This window comes from Streptomyces sp. URMC 127, from assembly GCF_051386535.1.
Classification (GTDB): Bacteria; Actinomycetota; Actinomycetes; order Streptomycetales; family Streptomycetaceae; genus Streptomyces.
In genome coordinates this window covers 1-18625 of record NZ_JBPQTW010000129.1, presented here as the reverse complement: position 1 = coordinate 18625, position 18625 = coordinate 1, and the positions used below count along the sequence as shown (strand labels likewise).

19 protein-coding genes are annotated in these 18625 nt (G+C 73.3%); 7 read left to right on the top strand and 12 right to left on the bottom strand.

What is annotated here, in order from left to right; all coding sequences use genetic code 11:
- Window positions 1–97: 97 nt before the first annotated feature.
- On the top strand, window positions 98–1357 hold the full coding sequence (locus ACSNOH_RS23145) for a condensation domain-containing protein (protein WP_436723346.1): 1260 nt from the start codon (window positions 98–100) through the stop codon (window positions 1355–1357).
- 58 nt (window positions 1358–1415) lie between these two features.
- Here ACSNOH_RS23145 and ACSNOH_RS23140 read toward each other — a convergent pair whose 3' ends face one another.
- From ACSNOH_RS23140 to ACSNOH_RS23120, 5 genes are all read right to left on the bottom strand, one after another.
- Window positions 1416–1859: a CBS domain-containing protein gene (locus tag ACSNOH_RS23140; RefSeq protein ID WP_436723345.1), complete on the bottom strand. Its 444-nt coding sequence runs from the start codon at window positions 1857–1859 to the stop codon at window positions 1416–1418.
- A 79-nt stretch (window positions 1860–1938) separates the two neighbouring features.
- Complete coding sequence (locus ACSNOH_RS23135; RefSeq protein WP_436723344.1) at window positions 1939–2241, bottom strand: thiamine-binding protein; 303 nt, start codon at window positions 2239–2241, stop codon at window positions 1939–1941.
- Window positions 2242–2310: 69 nt separating this feature from the next.
- Entirely contained in the window at window positions 2311–3480 is a 1170-nt protein-coding gene (locus ACSNOH_RS23130; protein WP_436723343.1) for an MAB_1171c family putative transporter, read from the bottom strand.
- Complete coding sequence (locus tag ACSNOH_RS23125) at window positions 3465–3944, bottom strand: toxin (protein ID WP_436723342.1); 480 nt, start codon at window positions 3942–3944, stop codon at window positions 3465–3467. Before ACSNOH_RS23125 ends, ACSNOH_RS23130 begins: the two co-directional genes overlap by 16 nt.
- A gap of 286 nt (window positions 3945–4230) precedes the next feature.
- The gene (locus tag ACSNOH_RS23120; RefSeq protein WP_436723341.1) at window positions 4231–5457 is read right to left on the bottom strand and encodes an aromatic acid exporter family protein; all 1227 of its coding nucleotides are present in this window, start codon (window positions 5455–5457) and stop codon (window positions 4231–4233) included.
- A 105-nt stretch (window positions 5458–5562) separates the two neighbouring features.
- On the opposite strand from ACSNOH_RS23120, the gene ACSNOH_RS23115 reads away from it, so the two are divergent.
- A complete protein-coding gene (locus ACSNOH_RS23115) occupies window positions 5563–6336 on the top strand; it encodes an SDR family NAD(P)-dependent oxidoreductase (RefSeq protein ID WP_436723340.1) in 774 nt (257 codons plus the stop codon).
- Between the two features lie 55 nt (window positions 6337–6391).
- Here ACSNOH_RS23115 and ACSNOH_RS23110 read toward each other — a convergent pair whose 3' ends face one another.
- Window positions 6392–7549, bottom strand: a complete 1158-nt coding sequence (locus ACSNOH_RS23110) for a ScbA/BarX family gamma-butyrolactone biosynthesis protein (protein WP_436723339.1) — start codon at window positions 7547–7549, stop codon at window positions 6392–6394.
- A gap of 209 nt (window positions 7550–7758) precedes the next feature.
- Between ACSNOH_RS23110 and ACSNOH_RS23105 the strand changes: the two genes are divergently transcribed.
- Window positions 7759–8424 (top strand): ScbR family autoregulator-binding transcription factor, encoded by a 666-nt coding sequence (locus tag ACSNOH_RS23105; protein ID WP_436723338.1) that lies wholly within the window; start codon window positions 7759–7761, stop codon window positions 8422–8424.
- Window positions 8425–8880: 456 nt separating this feature from the next.
- Here the strand turns inward: ACSNOH_RS23105 and ACSNOH_RS23100 are convergent, their stop codons facing one another.
- Window positions 8881–9564, bottom strand: coding sequence for a ScbR family autoregulator-binding transcription factor (locus ACSNOH_RS23100; RefSeq protein ID WP_436723337.1), 684 nt, complete (start codon window positions 9562–9564; stop codon window positions 8881–8883).
- Window positions 9565–9990: 426 nt separating this feature from the next.
- Between ACSNOH_RS23100 and ACSNOH_RS23095 the strand changes: the two genes are divergently transcribed.
- Entirely contained in the window at window positions 9991–10677 is a 687-nt protein-coding gene (locus ACSNOH_RS23095; RefSeq protein WP_436723336.1) for a DUF6796 family protein, read from the top strand.
- A 16-nt stretch (window positions 10678–10693) separates the two neighbouring features.
- On the opposite strand, the gene ACSNOH_RS23090 is transcribed toward ACSNOH_RS23095, so the two are convergent.
- A complete protein-coding gene (locus ACSNOH_RS23090) occupies window positions 10694–11155 on the bottom strand; it encodes an SRPBCC family protein (RefSeq protein ID WP_436723335.1) in 462 nt (153 codons plus the stop codon).
- A 253-nt stretch (window positions 11156–11408) separates the two neighbouring features.
- Here ACSNOH_RS23090 and ACSNOH_RS23085 point away from each other — a divergent pair, with 253 nt between their 5' ends.
- Together ACSNOH_RS23085 and ACSNOH_RS23080 are read left to right on the top strand one after the other, a co-directional pair.
- Window positions 11409–12500 carry a carboxylate-amine ligase gene (locus tag ACSNOH_RS23085; protein WP_436723334.1) on the top strand — a complete coding sequence of 364 codons (1092 nt, stop codon included), beginning with the start codon at window positions 11409–11411 and terminating at the stop codon, window positions 12498–12500.
- A 357-nt stretch (window positions 12501–12857) separates the two neighbouring features.
- Window positions 12858–13373, top strand: coding sequence for a hypothetical protein (locus ACSNOH_RS23080; RefSeq protein WP_436723333.1), 516 nt, complete (start codon window positions 12858–12860; stop codon window positions 13371–13373).
- A gap of 14 nt (window positions 13374–13387) precedes the next feature.
- Here the strand turns inward: ACSNOH_RS23080 and ACSNOH_RS23075 are convergent, their stop codons facing one another.
- Window positions 13388–13930: a DM13 domain-containing protein gene (locus tag ACSNOH_RS23075; RefSeq protein WP_436723332.1), complete on the bottom strand. Its 543-nt coding sequence runs from the start codon at window positions 13928–13930 to the stop codon at window positions 13388–13390.
- 197 nt (window positions 13931–14127) lie between these two features.
- On the opposite strand from ACSNOH_RS23075, the gene ACSNOH_RS23070 reads away from it, so the two are divergent.
- Window positions 14128–15258 carry a hypothetical protein gene (locus ACSNOH_RS23070; protein ID WP_436723331.1) on the top strand — a complete coding sequence of 377 codons (1131 nt, stop codon included), beginning with the start codon at window positions 14128–14130 and terminating at the stop codon, window positions 15256–15258.
- A gap of 45 nt (window positions 15259–15303) precedes the next feature.
- Here the strand turns inward: ACSNOH_RS23070 and ACSNOH_RS23065 are convergent, their stop codons facing one another.
- From ACSNOH_RS23065 to ACSNOH_RS23055, 3 genes are all read right to left on the bottom strand, one after another.
- Entirely contained in the window at window positions 15304–15939 is a 636-nt protein-coding gene (locus tag ACSNOH_RS23065; protein WP_436723330.1) for an AAA family ATPase, read from the bottom strand.
- Between the two features lie 393 nt (window positions 15940–16332).
- Complete coding sequence (locus ACSNOH_RS23060; RefSeq protein WP_436723329.1) at window positions 16333–17202, bottom strand: isocitrate lyase/PEP mutase family protein; 870 nt, start codon at window positions 17200–17202, stop codon at window positions 16333–16335.
- A 423-nt stretch (window positions 17203–17625) separates the two neighbouring features.
- A complete protein-coding gene (locus ACSNOH_RS23055; RefSeq protein WP_436723328.1) occupies window positions 17626–17874 on the bottom strand; it encodes a dsRBD fold-containing protein in 249 nt (82 codons plus the stop codon).
- Window positions 17875–18625: the final 751 nt, after the last annotated feature.

The window sequence follows — 18625 nt, the reverse complement described above, 5'->3', positions numbered from 1 at the left end:
CCCCCGGCACCCTGCCCGCCTTCACCCCGCGCATCACCTGGCCCGAAGGGCTCCGCACCGCCCCGGGCCCCGCACTCCTCGACCCCCGGAGCAGCCCATGACCGTGCGCCGACGCCTCTCCCCGTACGAACGCGCCGTGTGGGCGGCAGGCGAAGCGCTGCCCGCCACCGTCGCCGTCGCCGTGCACGTCGAGGGCACGACGACCCCCGGCCGGCTGCGCGACGCCGTCGCCGCCGTCCGCGCCCGGCACCCGCTCCTCGGCGCACGTGTGGAGCGCAGCGGCCCCTGGCACGCCTGGTTCACCACGCAGGGCGTGCCCGAGACACCGCTGCGCGTGGTCTACCCGCTCGCCGGCCGTACGGTCGCCCGCGTGCTGGAGGAAGAGCTCCAGCGCCCCTTCTCCACGGCCGACGGGCCCCTGGCACGGTTCGCCCTCGTCGACGGCGGGGACTCCTTCGACCTGGTCGTCGCCTTCCACCACCTCGTCGTGGACGGCCACTCCGCCGCCCTCGTCGTCCGCGACGTCCTCCGCCACCTGGCCGCACCGGGCACCCGCCCGCCCGCCGTCGCGGCCCCGCCGGCCGACGGCCTCCTCCCCGGACCGCGCGTCAGCCCCTCCGACCTCGTCAAGCTCTCGCGCTCCCTGCACCTGCCCGCCCAGGCCGGAGCCCCGGCCCGGCGCACCGGCCCGGCCACCCCGCTGACCTGCCGCACCTGGACGCTGGACGCGGTGGAGACCACCGCGCTGCTCGACCGCTGCCGCGCCGAGCGGACCACCGTGCACGCCGCCCTCTGCACGGCCTTCGCCCGCGCCCGCCGGGCCCCCGGGCCCGCCCGCATCGCCGTCGCCGCGGACCTGCGCCGCATCCTCGTGCCCGCGCCGCGGGAATCCGTCGGCCTCTACGCGGCCAGCTTCCTGCTGCCCGTGGCGCCCGGCCGCCCCCACGACGGCCTCTGGGACGCGGCGCGCGAGCTCAGGGAGCGCCTCCACCGGCGCCTGCGGCCGGAGGAACTCCGCCCGCTCGTCACGGGATTCCGCCTGCTGCCCCTGCCGCACGCGATGATCACAGGCCTGCTGCGCCGCAGCGAGAGGAAGGGCGCACGCTTCGACGTGTCCCTCAGCAACTTCCTCACGTCCATCCCCGGCACCTACGGCGACCTGCGCCTGACCACCTTTCACGGCGCGGCGCACACCACCCTCTCCGGCGCCCCGCTGGTCGTCCTGATCGGCTTCGGCGGCCGGCTGTTCCTCAGCGTCACCTCCACCGACCCCGACGCGGCGGGGCTGTGCGAGAGGGCCCTGGACCAGCTCAGGGCAGCGGTGGCACCCGCCCGGACGGCGGGTGCCCGCCTCTGAGGCCGGGCGCCCCCGGCCGGGTTGCCGTGCCGCGGACCGCACCCCTTCGTCAGCGGGGTCAGTGGGCGCCCGCGTACACCTTGCTCGCGAACTCCGCGATCTGCTTGTCGGAGAGGTTCTGCGCCAGGTTGGCCTCCGAGATCATGCCGACGAGGCGGTGGCCGTTCTGCACGTCGATCACCGGCAGCCGCTTGACCTGGTGCTGCTCCATGGAAGCCAGCACCTCCGTCGCGGGCGCCTCCGCGTCGATCCAGTGCAGCTCACCGCCGAGCGAACCCGCCTCCACGGTCGCCGGGTCCACACCGTCGGCCACGCACTGGATGACGATGTCGCGGTCGGTGACCAGGCCCTGGAGCCGGTCGTCGTCACCGCAGATGGGCAGCGCGCCCACGTGCAGCTCGCGCATCATCTTCGCCGCGTCCAGCAGCGACTCGTGCTCACCGACGCACTGCGCGCCCTCCGTCATGATGTCGCGGGCCTTGAGCGGCTTGTTGCGTGCCATGATCGCTCCTCCCGTCGTGGCAGACTTCTTCCTTTCTCCATCGCAACACGGATATCCGCCCTCTGCCATGCGCACACGTTCACTGTGCGCGGTCGGCCATGTGCCGCTCGAACGCGCCGATCTTCCCGTCCAGCAGACCGGGCCGCCCGGGCCACAGATCGGCCTTGAGCACCAGCTGGACGCGTGGCGCCCGCGCGGCGACGGCCTCCGTGGCCCGCCGGACCACGTCCATGACCTCGTCCCACTCGCCCTCGATCATGGTGTACATCGAGTCGGAGCGGTACGGCAGCCCGGACGCGCGGATGACGGCCACGGCGTCGGCGATCTCGTCGGGAAAGCTCTCTCCGACGCCGACGGGCGTCAGGGTGAAGGCAATGAGCACGGTGGTACGCCGTCCTTCCTCTTCTGGTCTTCTTCTCGGTTTCCCTCGGCCTTTTTCTTGTCTCTTCTTTCAGGTCCCCGCGCGCGGCGAGGCGGCCGCGGCGGCGCTGTACGCGGCCGCGACGAGCAGGAGGTGGTCGATCTCGTGGGCCAGACTGCGCGCCGACGCCCCGTCCGCGCCCTGCTCCCCGGAGCCGGTGAGGTTCGCCGTCTGGGCGTGCGGCTTCTGCCCGTCGTGCTTGTTCCGCAGCGCGGCCGTGAGCCAGCGCGCGGTGATGTGCGCGTCCACCAGGTGTTCCGGCAGGGACTGCCCGGCCACGCTCCGGCGGATGGACTCCAGCGTCGCGGGCGGAATGTAGTTGCGCAGCACGATCATCGCGTCGCGGATCTCGATGACCCGGCGGTAGAGCCGCAGCTGCAGGGGGACGGCCACGGCGCCGATGCGGTTGGCCGGGCGCAGCACGACGTCCGGCGTGTGCGTGGTCAGGTCGTGCCACAACCGCTCCAGGCCGCGGTAGGACCTGCGGTACTGCAGGTGCGTCCGGATCCGGGCGAACACCGGAAGGGCCACCCCCAGCGCCATGCACGCCGCCTCCACCCCCGTGACCGGCGAGAACAGCGGGGCGAACACCGGCGAGCGCGTGGAGAGGTAGACGAGCTTGAGCGACCACAGCACCGAGGCCAGCAGGATGCCGGAGCCGAACAGGCGCAGCCCGTAGCGCAGCAGGCGCGGCGTGCCGTGCCGGCCGTAGCTCCAGCACACGATGCCGCAGACCGTGTCCGCCGTCAGATGGAAGGCGAAGAACACCCACCAGTACGCGTCCGGCACGCTCGGCGTCGCCCGGGACGGCGCGATCTGGTTCCGCGCGTGCGCCGGGCCGAGCACGTCCAGCAGGACGAGGGCGGCCATCACGGCCGCCGCCGTGCCGAACAGCGCCCCGGTGCGGCGGTGGCGGCCGGCCGCGCCGTGGATGAACCACAGGACCGCCGCCGCGTCGACGATGCTGAACAGATGGGTCGTCAGGTCCACCCAGTGCGCCCCCGGCACCAGCCGGGCCAGCACGGCCGTCACGGGTTCGAGGTGCATCGACATCGCCAGGGCGATCATGACGACGGCGAACCACAGCGGCCGCTGCTCCCGGTGGCGGACCGCCTGCGGAGCGCGTACGAGGGCCGCCGACCACAGGGCGGCGATGCCCGCGTTCTCGACCCAGGCGAGGCTGTCTATCCAGGTGAGCACGACGCCCCCGCAGGCCGGCCCACCCGCAGGCCCATCGCCGACTCCAGACCGCCGAGCATCCCGGACAGCAGCGTCGGGGCGGGCACCCGCCCGGCCGCCTCCAGGATCAGCGTGGCGATCATCTCCGCCTCCTGCTCCTGCTCGTCGCCGTAGCGGATCCGCGGCAGCGCCCGGCGCACCGACTGGGGATCGGTGATGTCGAGATGGCGGAAGAGCCGGGTGTCGTCGAGCGCGGAGCGGTGGTTGCACACCAGGTGCCCGATCTCGTGGACGATGATGTGCTCCTGGTGCAGCGGGCTGGTCTGCCCGTCGTAGAGGATGAAGTCCTCGGTCTCGACGGACAGCAGCATCCCCGAGGGCGTCCCGGGGACGGTGGGCGTGGGCAGGGCGAGCAGGCGCAGCGGCCGGTCGCGCTCGGCGGCAAGGCGGTCGCACAGGTCCTGTGCGGAGAAAGGCTCGGGCACAGGAATCCCGCCGATCACCTTCTGGCATCGGCGGCGCAGATGCCTCCAGTGCATCTCAGTCGTTTCTCCCGCAGTCGTAGGGACGGGCGGGCACATGACCCGGTACCGGCGCCGGGTCATCGCGGTTCCCCGGCCCGTGCGGCGGACCCCAAGGCGGTCAATGGCAGTACCACGAGCCCCCCTCGCACATGTGCCCCGGCCGCTGCGATCGTAGATCGCCGCGCGCTGTCACGCCAGGGTTGCGGAACGTCGCGGTCCCCGGCGGGCGCGGGACGGGGCCGGAGGGTCAGCCGAGGGTGCTGCGGCGGCCGTAGCGGCTCTTGCGGAGCCGCTCCACGACGCGGTGCAGCCGCGGATAGCGCTCGCGCTGCTCCCGCGACCGGCGGTCGAGCTCCTCGGTGAGCCGCTCGGTGCGCTTCTCCACGTCGAGCTCGTCCAGGATGCGGTCGATCTCCGCGAGCAGCGCCCCGTGCAGCTGCCACTGCCGCGGATGCTGCTGGACCTGACGCAGCAGCAGACCGGCGGCGTGGTCGCGGGTGCGGCGGGCGGCGTCGAGCTCCCGCGTGAGGTGCTCCTCGGCCTGGTCGGCGCTGGCGGTGACGTGCGTGGTGATGACGACGGCGAAGTTCTCCACGGCCAGGCTCATGTGCCCGAAGAGCTCTTCGAGGGCCGCGGCGGTCTCCGCGGGGAAGAGCGCCTCCTCCGTACGGTGCGTGGCCAGGTCGGTGAGGGTCCGGCAGATCACGCGCAGCACGACCGCCGTGATCTCCAGCGCGTCGAGCCCCGTACGGAGCACGACCCGGTACAGGAGGCCTTCCTTGACGCGGGGGTTGAGCCGCAGGCTGTCCTCGGCCTGCCGGAGCGAGGCGTCCACCTGGACGATGTCGTGGTCGAGCCGCCGCGCCACGTGCAGCCGGGCCGCGGCCTTCGCGACGGGGGTGTGGCCGGTGACCTCCTCGCCGATGTCCTGCAGGAGGCGGCGCATCCGCCGGGCGAGGTCCTCGATCGCCTCGCCAGCGGGCTGCACCCACACCGGGGGGACGAGCAGCACGTTGAACAGCAGCCCGACGACCGCGCCGATCAGGGTCTCCAGCACCCGGTCCCAGGCGGTCTCCGCGACCCGCGTCACCCCCAGGACGAGCATCGCGCTGATCGCCACCTCGGGAACGAACTCGCCCGCCTTCACGAACCGGCCGATGACGAGGGAGGCGAGGATGATCAGGCCGAGGCTCCACCACGTCAGCCCCACCAGCACGCTGAAGCCGATCGCGATCAGCACGCCGACCACGACGGAGTTCACCCGGCGCACGCTCGTGGTGAGCGTGGAGTACAGGGTGACCTGGACGACCAGCAGCGCGGTGAGCGGCGCGGTCAGCGGGGCCGGTTCCCGGCTCAGCCACAGGGCGACGACATAGGAGATCACCGCGGCTGCGGTGGACCGCACCGTCTGCACGACCGCCGGTTCCCTGCCGCGCCTCACCAGCATCGTCAGGGGGTCACGAAGCCCGGGCACGTCGGTCCTCCTTCCCCTTCCCGCCGTCCTGTCAGCCAACGCTGCGCCACTTGGGGCACGGGGGGCGGGGAAGAGCGGCCGCCCGGGGATGGCAGGATTTCGGCCATGACTGAGCATCAGGGATTTCTCGCCGGGAAGAGCGTGCTGATCACGGGGGCGAGCAGCGGCATCGGCGCCGCCGCGGCGAAGGTGTTCGCGCGCGAGGGCGCCGCGGTGGTGCTGACGGCGCGCCGGCGCGAGCGCCTGGAGGCGCTGTGCGAGGAGATCCGGGGGAGTGGTGGTGACGCCGCGTTCGTCGTCGGGGACATGCGGGTGGAGGACGACGCGCGGCGGGCGGTGGAGTACGCCGCCGAGCGGCACGGGCGCCTCGACGGCGCGTTCAACAACGCGGGGATCGGGTGGGACCAGGAGCCGATGCACCTGATGAAGGACGACGCCTACGACACCATCATGGACACGAACGTACGGGGCGTGTGGAACGTCATGCGCCACGAGCTCGCGGCCATGGTGGAATCGGGTACGGGCGGATCCGTCGTCAACAACAGCAGCGTCGCCGGGATGCTGGCCATACCCGCGGCCGCTCCGTACATCGCCTCGAAGCACGCCGTGATCGGCCTGACCAAGGCCGCGGCCGCGGAGTACGCACCGCACGGCATCCGGGTGAACACGGTCGCCCCCGGCACCACGCGCAGCGAGATCATCGCCGGCTGGTTCGAGCGGAACCCGCACATCGAGCCGGAGCTGCACCGTCTGACGCCGCAGGCCCGCACGGCCGAGCCGGCGGAGATCGCGGAGGCGGCCGCCTGGCTGTGCAGCGACCGGGCGTCGTTCGTGACGGGAGCGGTCCTGCCGGTGGACGGCGGCTTCACGATGGTGTGACGGGATGACGGGGCGGGGCCCGGCGGCCGCGCTCCGGCCGCCGGGCCCCGCGGCGTCAGGCGGCGGGGCCGGTGTGCGTGGTGGTGAAGACGGCCTCGCCGTTCTGGTACCCGACGGTGGTGTGGGTCGTGGTGCGCGACGTCGTGTGCCGCTCGCCGGTCACGGCGATGGGCGCGTCGAACTCGGCGTACCGGTGGAAGGTGGTGTGCGTGGTGACGGGCTGCGGCCGGTAGCCGGAGGCCTGGGCCGGGAAGCAGGCGCAGGACCCGCAGGCGGCGGGCACGGGAGCGGTCGCGGTGAACGCGGCCTGGTTGGCGGCCTCGATCAGCACCAGGCCGGGGACGTGGTCGACGGCGTGGTCGTAGTAGACCGTGTTCTCGAAGGGGTGGCGCAGTTCCCACCGGCCGGGCTCGTCCGTGGGGCCGAGCAGGACCTCGTCCGGCCTCGTCCGGCCGACGTGCGCGGGCGGCAGGTGCGGCGTGCGGGGCGGCACGGCGGAGGGGGGCTGGGCGTGCTCGCCGCGCAGCCGCCGGTAGACCGCGGGGGGAATCCACTCGAACGTCGTCTCGGCGGTGACGAGGACCTGGCCTGCGACCTTGCCGGCGGCGGAGTCCGCTGCCGTGACGGTCATGCGGAGGTGGAGCGCGGTGACGCGCTTGTTGCGCGTGGTGGTGGGCGTCGCCGTGACGTCGATGTGCAGGGGAGTGGGGCTCTCGGTGCCGGGCTCCGCGGCGGGGTTGAGGGTGTAGGAGAAGGTGTGGAGGAGCGTCGCGTGGCTGAGCGGCGCCTCGAACGCGGTGTGGGCGAGGAGGAGACCGGCCTGGCGTATCGTCTGGGCGACGACGAGGGTCTCGTAGTGGGTGCCGTGGCCGGGCACGTGGTGGGTCGTGTGGGCGGGCCAGCTTCCGGTGACGGTGTACTGCGTGGGGTCCTGCTGCTCCCAGCGGGTGACGTGGACGGCGTCGTCGAAGCTCAGGTGCACGAGCTCCTTGGCGGCGGGCCCGCCGGGGGCCGCGCCGGGCGTTCCGCCGCCGTCGTGGGCGGCGGGCCCGGCCGGGGAGCTAAGGTCTGGGGTCGAGGCCTGCAGGTCGCCGGACCCGTCGGCTCCGCCGTTCTCCAGCCGGACGAGCCGGTACTCGGTGGCGTGGCCGCCGGAGAGCCGCGGGATGTCGTGGGCGGCGTCGGGTGCGGGGCGGAGCAGGATCTGAGACACGTCTCTCCTCGGAGTGGATTCGTGCGTCCCGGTTGTTAACCGGCCCGGTGATAAGATACGTACTATCCGGTTTGCTTTAGGGTTTGTCGCCCGTACCGGCCCTGGCCGTCGATTCCGGGCCCTGCCCGTTTCGTCCGGCAGGACGCACCGGCGGTCGTGGCCGGCCGGGCGTTCGTACCGGCGTCGTGCCGGTGAACGGGAGGTAGTCAATGGCCAAGCAGGCGCGGGCGATTCACACGCGTCGCCTGATTCTCGAGGCGGCGGGTGAGGTCTTCGACGAGTTCGGGTACGAGTCGGCGACGATCGCCGAGATCCTCGGGCGTGCGGGCGTGACCAAGGGTGCGCTGTACTTCCACTTCGCGTCGAAGGAGGAGCTGGCGCGGGGCGTGCTGAGCGAGGCGCTGACGACGGAGGGCGTGCTGCCCCAGGAGTCGCGGCTGCAGGAGTGGGTGGACGTCGGCATGGTGCTGGCGCACCGGCTGCCCTCGGAGCCCCTGCTGAGCGCCGCGATCCGGCTGTCGGCCGACCGCAGGGCGCGGGATCTGTTCGGCACGTCCTGGCCGGGGTGGATCGAGTTCATCGCCGCCCAGCTGACCGCGGCCAAGGAGCAGGGCGAGCTGCTGCCCCACGTGGACGCGCAGCGGACGGCGATGCTGTTCGTGAGCGCCTGGACGGGCGTCGAGATCCTGGCGACGGCGCATCCGGAGGGCGAGTCCCTGGAGGAGCGGGTCGCCCTGCTGTACGACATGTTCCTGCCGAGCGTTGCCGTTCCGGGCGCCCTGCGGATGCTGGACACGGCCCCCGATCGCGGGGCGCGGGTCTGGCAGGCGCATCGCGCCCAGCGCGAAGAGGCGGAGGCCGCGGCCTCCCGGTGATGTGCCGTGCGCTCCCCGGCTCCGGCGCCGGGCGCGCGGAGGATGCCCGGGCGGCGGGCTGGAACGGACCGCTGCCTGTTGACGTCCACGCTTTCCCCCTGGGTGTCCGGCCGATGCCGCGGGCGGGGCGCACGGCGCCCACGGGCGGCGAGCCCCCCTCGGCACCCTTGCACGGCATCGGAAAGCTGGCCGGAGAGCGCTGCTCGTGACAGCGGGGCCTCCGGTGATCCGATGCCAGGACGCTAACAAACCGGATATCCTGTTTGTCAAGGGTGAACGACTTTCCTAGCGCGCTTCACCAGGGTGGATGCTCCGCGGGCCGCCTGCTGGAAGGGGGCATTCCGGGGATGGCGAAGGCCCGCAAGGGGCTTGCGGGCCTGAGGGTGACGGGCGACGTTGCGTCGCCCGGTGTCGTGCGGGGTCCGGTACGCGGAGTGCGCCGGTTCTCCGGCTTCTTCAGCCGCCGTGCGCGTGGGCCAGGGCGTGCTGTGCGGGGGCGGGAGCGGGCCCGGTCGCGGTCATGACGGCTTCCGTTCCGGCGGCCTGAAGCTGTGTCAGTGCCTTGGGTGTGGCCAGCTGCGGCAGGAGGGTGTGCCAGAGGCCCGTGACGGTGGGGCGCGAGAGCCAGCCGGGGTCCTGGCGGGCCAGGGCCTCGAAGCCCGCGGTCGCACCCACGACGGTGGCGGCCAGCTCCTCGTGCACGGCGTGCGGCGGCGTCTGGCCCTGGGCCGCGGCCCGCTCCAGCGTACGGCGCACGCACTCCAGCCACTGCTGGTGCAGATTGACCTCGGAGTGGTGTGCGGTACGGCAGTTGAGGTGAAAACCGGCGCGCACGACGACGTCACGGCGCAGCTGCTGCGCGATGACGTGCGTGGAGTCGATGAGGGCCTGCAGCGGGGAAGGGCTCTTGCGGTGGGCGTGCCGGGCGAGGGCGTGCAGGGTCCGGGTGGCCTCGGACTCCACGGCGGCCGCCATGGCCGCCTTGGTGTCGAAGTGGAAGTGCAGGGCGCCCGAACTCACGCCGGCCCCGGCGCTGATGCCGGCGAGCTTGGCGCGCGTGTAGCCGAACTCGTCGAAGGCCTGCGCTGCGGAGCGGATCAGCGCGTGCCGGGTGTTCATGGCCCGTTCTTGCTTCGTCACCGGCAGCTCCTGCGGTGGTTCGACAACATCATGCCCACATGAAACCAACTAACTGGTTTGATTTCTACTCAGGCTGCCCGTAATGCCCTCTGTGTGCAGGTATTTGAGTGGCGAACTCATCGGTCGGGGAGTGGTGTTGATACCGCCGATGCGTGTGCCCGGCGAGGTGATCGGGTGGCGATGACCGAATTGCACCCTTGAAGGCGAGGAGAAACCGACAGTCCGGTTTGTAATTTTGTACGGTTTCACCGACGCCTCCAGGCGGGTGAGGTTAGGGTTGCCTAACCTAACCTTTGGGAGGGTTGCCTCATGGCGCCGAACGCGCTGCCGTCACGGAAGACGTCGCCCGGCTCACCATCACCTGATGCCCCGCCACCTGACGTTCAGTCGCTCAACTCCCCGGCACCGGACCGGGGGGCCGGACAGGTGCTCATCGCCGGGCTGTGCGGCGTCATCGCCTCGGTCGCCTGGCTCGTCGGTGACATCCTCCTGCTCGGCAAGCCCATGGGCACCGCCGCTCAGTACCCCCTGCTGACGTCCTACGACGGCACCGCCCGCGACTCGCTGGCGGCGATGCTGCCCGCCTCCACGACCCGGCTGGCCTGGGGCGCCCTGCTCGGAGTCCTGACCGGGCCGCTCTACCTCGTGGCGTGCCGGCAGCTGCGGCAGGGCCTGCGCCCCGCCCCGCGCCTGCTGTCCGTACCGCCTTACCTGCTGATCGTCACCGGTTTCGCCCTGGCGCCGTTCGCCCACGGCTCCTTCTACTACTGGGGGCAGGCCGCCAAGGCGGTCCACGCATCCGGCGTCCGCTCCGCCGCCCTGACCGGCCTGCCGGGCGACATGGCCGCCGTGCTGTTCATCCCCTACGGGGTGCTGCTCGCCTGCTGGGCGGCCGGCTCGGTATGGATGGCCGTGTGCGTCCTGCGCGGGCCGACGGTCTTCCCGCGGTGGATGTGCGTGGTCAACCCCCTGGTCTGCATCCCCGTCGGCGCGCTGCTGACCCGGGCCGTGCCCGGCGCGGCCGGAACCGCGGTGCAGGGCGCGGCGCTGAGCGCCGGGAACCTGCTGTTCTTCGCCCTGTCGACCGCCGTGCTGTGGAAACGCCGGGAGTGACCGGCGGACCCGGGGGTCAGAGGCTGTGCGCCGTCTCCGCGCGCCTCTCCGTCGTCTCCGCACGCTTCTTCAAGGCGCGGTTGAGCGCGTCGAAGTCCGCGACGGTGGCGGCGATACTCCGCCGCAGGAACGGCACGAGCACCCCGGTGAACCTCTCGCTCTGGACGACGCGCGTGCCGCCCCCGTCCAGGTCGGTGAGGACGAAGCGGTGCTCACCGGTGAAGAGGCCGGGCATCAGGGTCCGGCCGCGCCAGCGCAACTCCTCCGCCGGCACCGCGGCCTTGACCTTCGGGCGGTACGTCATGGGCCGGCGGCGGCCCGGGAAGACCCGCAACCGCAGCCGCCGGCCGGGCGAGACCTCGCCGGAGGCCTCTCGGATGAAGGGGTTCCACTCCTCGTAGCCCGCCAGGTCCGTCAGGATCCGCCAGACGTGGCCGGGCGCGGCGGCGATGTCCACCACGGTGGCTATTTCCCGCATCGGCGTCCCTCTCCTCGTGCCGCAGTGCCGTCGCGGGTTCCCTCGCACGGAGGACGTGCCCGCAAGGCTCAGTATTGGCCCGATCGTCCCCGTCGGCCCGTCCGGGCGGGGCGGGGGCGGCCGGGTGCATCTGGAGCAGCGGCCGTTACCGCCCGCCGCCACCGGGCACATGTGCAGCCGGCGGGTCCTTCCGGGGCCGCCGGGCAGCCCCTGCCCCCGGCCCGGAACGGCGGACGAGAGGGCGGACGGTCGCATGATCACGTTGGGGGTGGAGGAGGAGTACCTGCTCCTGGACCCCGTCACGGCGCTGCCGGTGCCGCTGGCGGACGAGGTGCGGGCGGCCTCCGGACTGCAGGGGGTGGCCGGGGGCCGTGAGATCAAGGCGGAGCTGCTGCGGGCCCAGCTGGAAGCCGCCACCCCGGTCTGCACCGGCCTCGCCGAGCTCGCCGGGCATCTGGTGCGGCTGCGGCGGGCGGTCGGCTCGGCGGCGCGGAAGGCGGGGTGCCGGCCCGTCGCCTGCGGGACCCCGCCGCTGTGCGGCGGGGCGCCGCCCGCGGTCACCCCCAAGGAGCGGTACCTGGAACTCCAGGCGCAGGGGGCGCGCCTGGTCGACGAGCAGCTCGTCAACGGCATGCACGTGCACGTGGGGGTGCCCGACCGCGCCACGGCCGTCGGCGCGCTGAACCGGCTGCGGCCCTGGCTGCCCGTACTGGTGGCCATGGGCGGCAACTCCCCGCTGTGGCGGGGGAGGGACACCGGGTTCGCCAGCTGGCGCACGGTGGTCTACGGGCGCTGGCCGGTCAGCGGCCCGCCGCCCCGGTTCGACGGGCCGGACGACTACGACCGGCGGACCGACGCCCTGCTCGGAGCGGGCGTGATCCTGGACAAGGGCCAGCTCTACTGGCAGGCGCGCGTCTCCGAGCGCTACCCCACCCTCGAAGTGCGGGCGCTGGACGTCCAGCTCACCGCCGAGGACGCGGTCCTCTTCGCGGGCATCGTCCGCGCCCTCGTCGCCACGGCGCTGCGCGAGGAACGGGAGGGCCTGCCGCAGGCGCCCTGCCCGCCGGAGATGCTCCAGGCCGCGAACTGGCACGCGGCGCGCTACGGGCTGCACCGCGGCCTCATCGACGCCCACGGCCGCCGCCGGGGCGCAGGCGAGGCGGTCGAGGACCTGCTCACGCACGTCAGGCCCGCCCTGGACGAGGCCGGCGACACGCGCGAGGTCGAACGCCTGCTGCGGCTGTTCCTGTCCCGCGGATCCCCGGCCGACCGCCAGCGCCACGCGTTGGCGACGGGCGGGCTGTCCGCCCTGACCGCCTTGGCGAGCCCGGCACCGCCGGAGTAGGGCCGCGGTGGCCCGCCGCGACGGCGGGAGTACGGGTTGGCCGTCATGGCAGCGTGCCGGGTGGTGCGGTGCCCGGCGTGAGAGCGGGCCGGCTGGGCACCGCCGGTCAGCGGCGTTGTGGTGGCGCACCGTGGCGGCGGAGGAGAGGCCGGCCGTTGCCAACGCGGCGGCACGCCCCGGTAGGAAAGCCCGCCGCCACGGTGCCGTGCCCCGACGGTGAGGGGCCGGCGGAATGGGGGGCGCCCGGCGTCGTAGCTTCTGGTGCGCCCGGCGCCGGTGTTGACTTCTCTTTTCCGCCGTGCGACAGATGTCATGGCTGCGTCAAACCCAGGCGCGCCGGACGAGAGGAGCACGGCGATGAGAACCCCCCGCATCACCCGCACCGCACTCGCCGCCACCCTGGCCGCGGCCGCCGCCGCGCTCGGCGCGCCGCCCGCCGCGGCCGCCGACGCCGTCACCGTCGGCTACACCTGCACCGGCCCCGGCGCCCCGGGCGGAGTCCAGTCCCTCCTCGTCACCGTGACGGCGCCCGCCGGCGTGCCGCGGGGCTCGACCGCGGACCTGTCCGTCGAGGTCACCACCGCGCTGACCGTTCCCGTCGACGTGCCCGCCCGGGCCGCCACCGGCGAGATGGTCCTCGAACTCGGCGGCGCGGCCACCGGCTCGGTGACGGCCACCGGGTTCACCAACCCCGCCGCGGTGCCCAGCGGCTCCACCGTCACGCTCACCGGCGGCGCCGCCTCCGCCGAACTCGGCACCGCGGGGGCCGCGACCGTCACGCCCGGCGCGGCCACCGTGCACGTCTTCGGCGTGACCGTCGCCTGCGAGGTCTCCGGGACGGCCCCCGTCGCGGCCACGATCGACGTCACCTGAGACGCCCGGCAGGATCAGGCGGCGGCCTTGAGGGCGGTCGCCCCGAAGGAGACGTCGAAGCGGTCGCACCAGATGCTGACGCTGGTGTAGCGGGACAGGTCCACGTCGGCCGGCACGGCGTAGTTCTGGTCGCCCTTGTTGCCCTTGAGGGAGCCCAGGCTGCGGTGCGCGCCGTCGTCGAAGACGTGCCACCCGTCCCGCCCCGGCTTCACCGGAGCGTCGCTGAGCAGAACCTTGAGCTCCGGGCCGTTGCTGGTGTCGAGGTTCTCCAGGCGCAGCGTGCGGCTGCCGTCGGGAAGCTGCAGGATGCGCACGGAGCCGCTGGTGCGGTGCTCGTGGCTGATCAGCTCACCGGTGGCCAGCGTCCGCACGCCGTCCTGGCCGCCGCCACCCGTCCGCGCCGTGCCCGTGACCGCCGGCACGGACTCCCGTACGGTCTCGTCCACCCACAGCTTCCACGGCTGGAACCAGACCAGCCCCGCGGCGACCGCGAGCGCCCCCGCGATCAGCACCCCGATGACGGCCGGCCTGCGCAGCACCCGTCGTACACGTCCCATCTCTGCCTCCGAAAAGCCGGCGTGTTCTCTCACTCCTTGCAACGGATTCCGGCCGCCGCAGGGTCCGGGCTTCCGGTGACGAAAGTCTTACGTCCCCCTCCGGTGACCTCCCCGTCTGGTGGCGCTGGGGTGGCTGGGGCGCGGGGTTTCTGGTGACCTGTAATGGTCCCGGAGGCCGCGGCGGTAGGAGAACACCCATGGACATCGGCGACCTGACCGACGAGATCCTCCGCGATCTGCGCGGACCGCGTCCCTACCCGGCGGTGTCGCTGCTCGTGCCGACGACCCGGCGCTCCCCGTACAGCCCCGAGGACCCCGTCCGGCTGCGGAACACCCTCGCGGAGGCCAAGCGCCGGCTCGCCGAGGACGCCGGGGTCTCCCGCTCCGCACGGACGGACGTCGAGGCGCAGCTGGACGCGGCCGCCGCCGAGGCGGACCTGACGCACTCCAGCGACGGGCTGCTGATCCTTGCGGCCCCGGGCGAGCACCACGTGTGGTACCTGCCGCGCACGGTGCCGCAGCGCGTGGTGATCGGGAAGACGTTCCTCACCCGCAACCTCGTGGCGGCCGCCCGGATGGAGGAGCCGTACTGGGCCCTGGCCGTCACCAAGGGGGAGAGCCGCCTGTGGGACGGCGCGGGGGAGACCCTCACCGAGTTCACCGGCAACGGCTTCCCCGTCTTCCCGGCCCTGCCCGACCACGTGGACGCGCTGCCGGGCAGGAACTTCGGCAAACCCATCCGCGAGGAGGGCCTCGTCGAGCGCGAGCGGCAGTACCTGCGGTCGGTCGCCACCGCCCTGGCGGGCGTGCTGGAGAAGCATCCGAGGCCCCTGTACGTGGTGGGACGGCGCGAGCTGGCCGTGCACTTCAAGGAGGCCCTGCCCGACGCGGGCGCCGTCACCGCCCTGGTCGAGAACGGCAGCGGCACCGCCAAGAGCGGCCACGAGCTCCTTCAGGTGCTCCGCCCGGCCTTCGAGGAGCGCCGCGAAGCGCGCCGGGGCGAGGTGCTGCAGCGGCTGAGCGACGCGCGCGGCGCCCGCCGCTACACCTCCGGTCTGGACGAGGTCTGGCAGACGGTGCGGCAGGGCCGCGTGGCCCTGCTGGCCGTCGAGGACCACTACCAGGCGACCGTCCGCACCGACGGCAACGGCGGCCACCCGCAGGTGGTGGAGGAGCCCGCGGAACCGCTCAGCGCGGACGCCTCCCTCATCGAGGACGCCGTCGACGAGATCGTCGAGAGCGCGCTGGACAGCGGCGCGGACGTCGAGTTCGTCCCCGACGACACCCTGGCCGACGAGCACCGCCTCGCCGCGGTCCTGCGGTACTGAACCGGCAGGCGAGGCGGGTCGGCCGGCACCGGCGGGGGAGGAAGGTCAGCCGGCCGGCCGGAACTCCAGCCCGGAGACGTCCTCGCGGGTCGCGGCGCCCAAGAGCACGAGCGAGGCGGCCTCCGCGACGGCCGGCGGCAAGGTGCGGCCGCCGCCCCCCGCCGCGGCGGCATCGAGCGTGCGGAGCAGCCGGCCCAGCCCGTGCGCGTGCCGGGTGAAGACGCGCCGGCTGACCCGGCGGCCGCGCCGGCGCTGCCCTTCCAGCGCCCGCACCGTGCCCACGTCCAGCAGCACCAGGTGCAGCTCGTGGCCCCGGCGCCCGGCCTCGCGGGCCAGCCAGCGCCGCATCCACGGGCGGCTGCCGCAGTCGTGCACCAGAACGGGCTCCCCGCTGCGTACGGCCGTGCGGATCCGCAGGAAGTGGTCCAGCCGGGCGCACGGACGGTAGACGGCGTACGGCAGCCGGTCCGGCATGCGCGCCTGCCACCGCTCGTGGGCGGCGCGCGGATCGACGGCGGGGGCCGCCGCCGACCAGCGGCGCATGAGGGTGCTCTTGCCGCTGCCGGGCAGCCCCGACACCACGACGACCGACCCCGCCGGATACGACAGCACCGCAGGAACCCGGGAGCCGGCGGCCCGCAGGTCGACCACCCCGCTGGGACGGAAGGCTGCCGGAGGCACCGAGGGGGCCTGCTTGCGCGGGCCCGCCGGGCCCGCCGGGCCCGCCGGCGGGCCGGCCGGTATGTCCGCAGGTATGTCCACCGGTGTGCTGCTGCCCGCCGGGGGGCGGCCGCCCCGCCGTTCCCGCTCTGCTCTGCCGGTCCGGCTCACGGTCCGCTTCCCCTGCCTGTCGCGCCCTCGGCTGCTGTCTTGAGCCCGCTGCCTGCCGGGCAGGGGCAGTCCTTCAGACGCCGTGACGCACCCCGCCGGTTCACCGGGCGCCCCCGCGGGTTCACCGGAACCGGGGCCGGACGGGCCCGTGGCCGCGCCGGAGGGGATGAGGACGCGGCCACGGGCGGCCCCGCAGGGCCGGAGGGGGAAGGGGGGAAGGAGGGACGAAGGAACGAAGGACTATCAGCGGGCGTCGGCCGCGGCGGCCAGGGGCCGGGCGTGGTGACGGCTGATGTTCTTCTCCAGCAGCGACAGGCACTCGGCGACGCCGATGCTGTCCGGGGTGTGCTCGGGCAGCCGCCCGTCCCGGGCCTTCAGCCCGGCCAGCGCCTCGTCCATGGCCGACTGCGCCGCGAAGAGGCAGGGGGTGCTGTAGATGGCCACGTCCACGCCGAGCGCGGTCAGCTCCGGCAGTGACAGCCGCGGCGACTTGCCGCCGGCGATCTGGTTGAACAGCAGCGGCTTGTCGCCGATGACGTCGCGGACCTTGCGGATCCAGTCGGTGCTGCGGACGCCGTCGACGAGCAGGACGTCCGCGTCGGTGGCGGCCAGGGCCTTGGCGCGGCGCAGGATCTCGTCCTCCTCCGTCGCGTCGGTGCGGGCCACGACGACGAGGTCGCGGCGGGACTCGAGGACCATCTCCAGCTTGTCGAGGTACTCCTGGAGGGGGAGGATCTGCTTCCCGTCGACGTGCCCGCAGCGGCGCGGCCGCTGCTGGTCCTCCAGGATCACCCCGGAGGCGCCGATGGCTTCCAGGTGCTGGACGGCGTGGCAGGCGGTCTCCGGGTCGACGTAGCCGTCGTCGATGTCGACGAGCAGGTGCTGCTCGGGGAACGCCAGGCGCAGCCGCTGCACGAAGGCCACGATGTCGGGCCAGGCGATGAAACCTATGTCCGGAAGGCCGTAGTGCGAGGCCGCGAAGCCGAAGCCGGAGACGAACATGCCGTCGTAGTGCCGGGCCGCCACGGAGGCGGAGAACATGTCGAAGATGCCGATGAGGGGGGTGGTGCCGTCCGCGGCGATGGCGTCACGTAGCCGGGCGGGGTGGTTCACGGGTACCCTCCGAAGACTGGTTTGGCGTCGGTTGAGCCCGCTTCGGCCGCTGTCTTTGACGGAAGGCCCGCAGCCGCCGCGGGGGACGATGACCGACCGGAGAGCCCTGGGGTGCGCCGAGCGAAGGCGTACCCCAGGGTTTTCTGCTGCGCTCTGCTGCTGGTGGTGCCGGTCGGTGCTGTCGGGAGATTAGTCAAGAGATAGTCATGCAGCAATATAGGCAAGGTAAAAGCGGGCGGTCGGCGATGCATTCGCGCCGACCGCCCGCGCCTGCGGAGCGCCGTGCGGCAGCTGCCCGCCCGCGCTCGCCCCGCAGTTGAGAGGCCTGTTTCCGGATCTGCGGCCGGCCCGCGCGCATATGCCGCGGATCGACCGGATCTCGCGGGTCGATCTCCCTACGGCATGTCAGGTCGCGGGCGCCGCCTACGGCTTGGTGAGGTTCCGGGCCTCGGCGCGGCCCTTGAGCTCCAGCTGCTCGGCCAGGTCGCGCAAGGCGCGGGCGCCGGCGATCTCCTCGCCGATGCGCGGTTCGTTCGGGTCGCGGGAGTCGCGGGTGGAGGAGGTCCGGGCGCGGAGTTCGGTGCCGTCGCGCAGCCGCAGGAGGGCGGCGGCCCGGGTATGGGACTCGTCCTCGTCGAATTCGATTTCCACGTGCCAGCCGGCGACCTGCATGGATGAAACACCTCCGCCGTGTTGCAGCTCTCTGGGCGGCCACTGTAAGCAGCCCTCCCGTGCCGCCCGCGGGTCCGCGCGCCCGGGCGGTCCCAGGTCCACCCGTCCGGCTGTCCGCCCGCCCGGATGCGGCGCGCATAAATGTAGAAGACATGAATGCAGACGCCATGAATCGCCCGGGGCAAGCAATGCAAGATCACGGCCCTGTGGCCTTGATCACATGGGACAGGGGTATTGCTGAAAACGGTCATGTACAAAGGCGGCCGGCCTGCGGTGCGGATTCCTTTGTACGCCGGGGAAATGCCCGCCCCACCCCGCTCTGACCAGCACTGATCGATCATTACCGGCGGAAATATCAATTCCCTGCGAAGTCTTGACGGCGCCCTTACACGCCTCACACCATTCACGGCATGGAGTCCACCGACAGCCGGCCGAGCACCGAGGCGCAGCAGCGTCCCGGCGCCGTGCCGTGCCACCGGGCGCACGCGCCCCACGGCAGGCCGGCCCGTCGCGCGACACCCGGCCGGCGGCGGCCCTTAGAGGGCTGACCTCCCCGCGCCACCCCGCGTCGCCCAGGACGGCAGCGACACCGCCGCCGCTCCCGGACCGCGCACCTTCGTGCCCGTTCCCCCGCCCGGTCGCGGCCGCCCCTGTCCGGGGCCGCCCCGCGTCCGGCCGGAGGAAGCGCCCGGCCCCGGCCGGCGGGCACCGCACCACCCCCCGGAGGACGGCGTCGCCAGCCGGCCCCCGG

What these genes read in the sequence shown, in the direction of transcription:
- ACSNOH_RS23075 (WP_436723332.1), bottom strand. Translation starts at nt 13,930, where the DNA reads ATGGGACGTGTACGACGGGTGCTGCGCAGGCCGGCCGTCATCGGGGTG.
- ACSNOH_RS23090 (WP_436723335.1), bottom strand. Translation starts at nt 11,155, where the DNA reads ATGCGGGAAATAGCCACCGTGGTGGACATCGCCGCCGCGCCCGGCCAC.
- ACSNOH_RS23085 (WP_436723334.1), top strand. Translation starts at nt 11,409, where the DNA reads ATGATCACGTTGGGGGTGGAGGAGGAGTACCTGCTCCTGGACCCCGTC.
- ACSNOH_RS23055 (WP_436723328.1), bottom strand. Translation starts at nt 17,874, where the DNA reads ATGCAGGTCGCCGGCTGGCACGTGGAAATCGAATTCGACGAGGACGAG.
- ACSNOH_RS23140 (WP_436723345.1), bottom strand. Translation starts at nt 1,859, where the DNA reads ATGGCACGCAACAAGCCGCTCAAGGCCCGCGACATCATGACGGAGGGC.
- ACSNOH_RS23080 (WP_436723333.1), top strand. Translation starts at nt 12,858, where the DNA reads ATGAGAACCCCCCGCATCACCCGCACCGCACTCGCCGCCACCCTGGCC.
- ACSNOH_RS23070 (WP_436723331.1), top strand. Translation starts at nt 14,128, where the DNA reads ATGGACATCGGCGACCTGACCGACGAGATCCTCCGCGATCTGCGCGGA.
- ACSNOH_RS23105 (WP_436723338.1), top strand. Translation starts at nt 7,759, where the DNA reads ATGGCCAAGCAGGCGCGGGCGATTCACACGCGTCGCCTGATTCTCGAG.
- ACSNOH_RS23145 (WP_436723346.1), top strand. Translation starts at nt 98, where the DNA reads ATGACCGTGCGCCGACGCCTCTCCCCGTACGAACGCGCCGTGTGGGCG.
- ACSNOH_RS23115 (WP_436723340.1), top strand. Translation starts at nt 5,563, where the DNA reads ATGACTGAGCATCAGGGATTTCTCGCCGGGAAGAGCGTGCTGATCACG.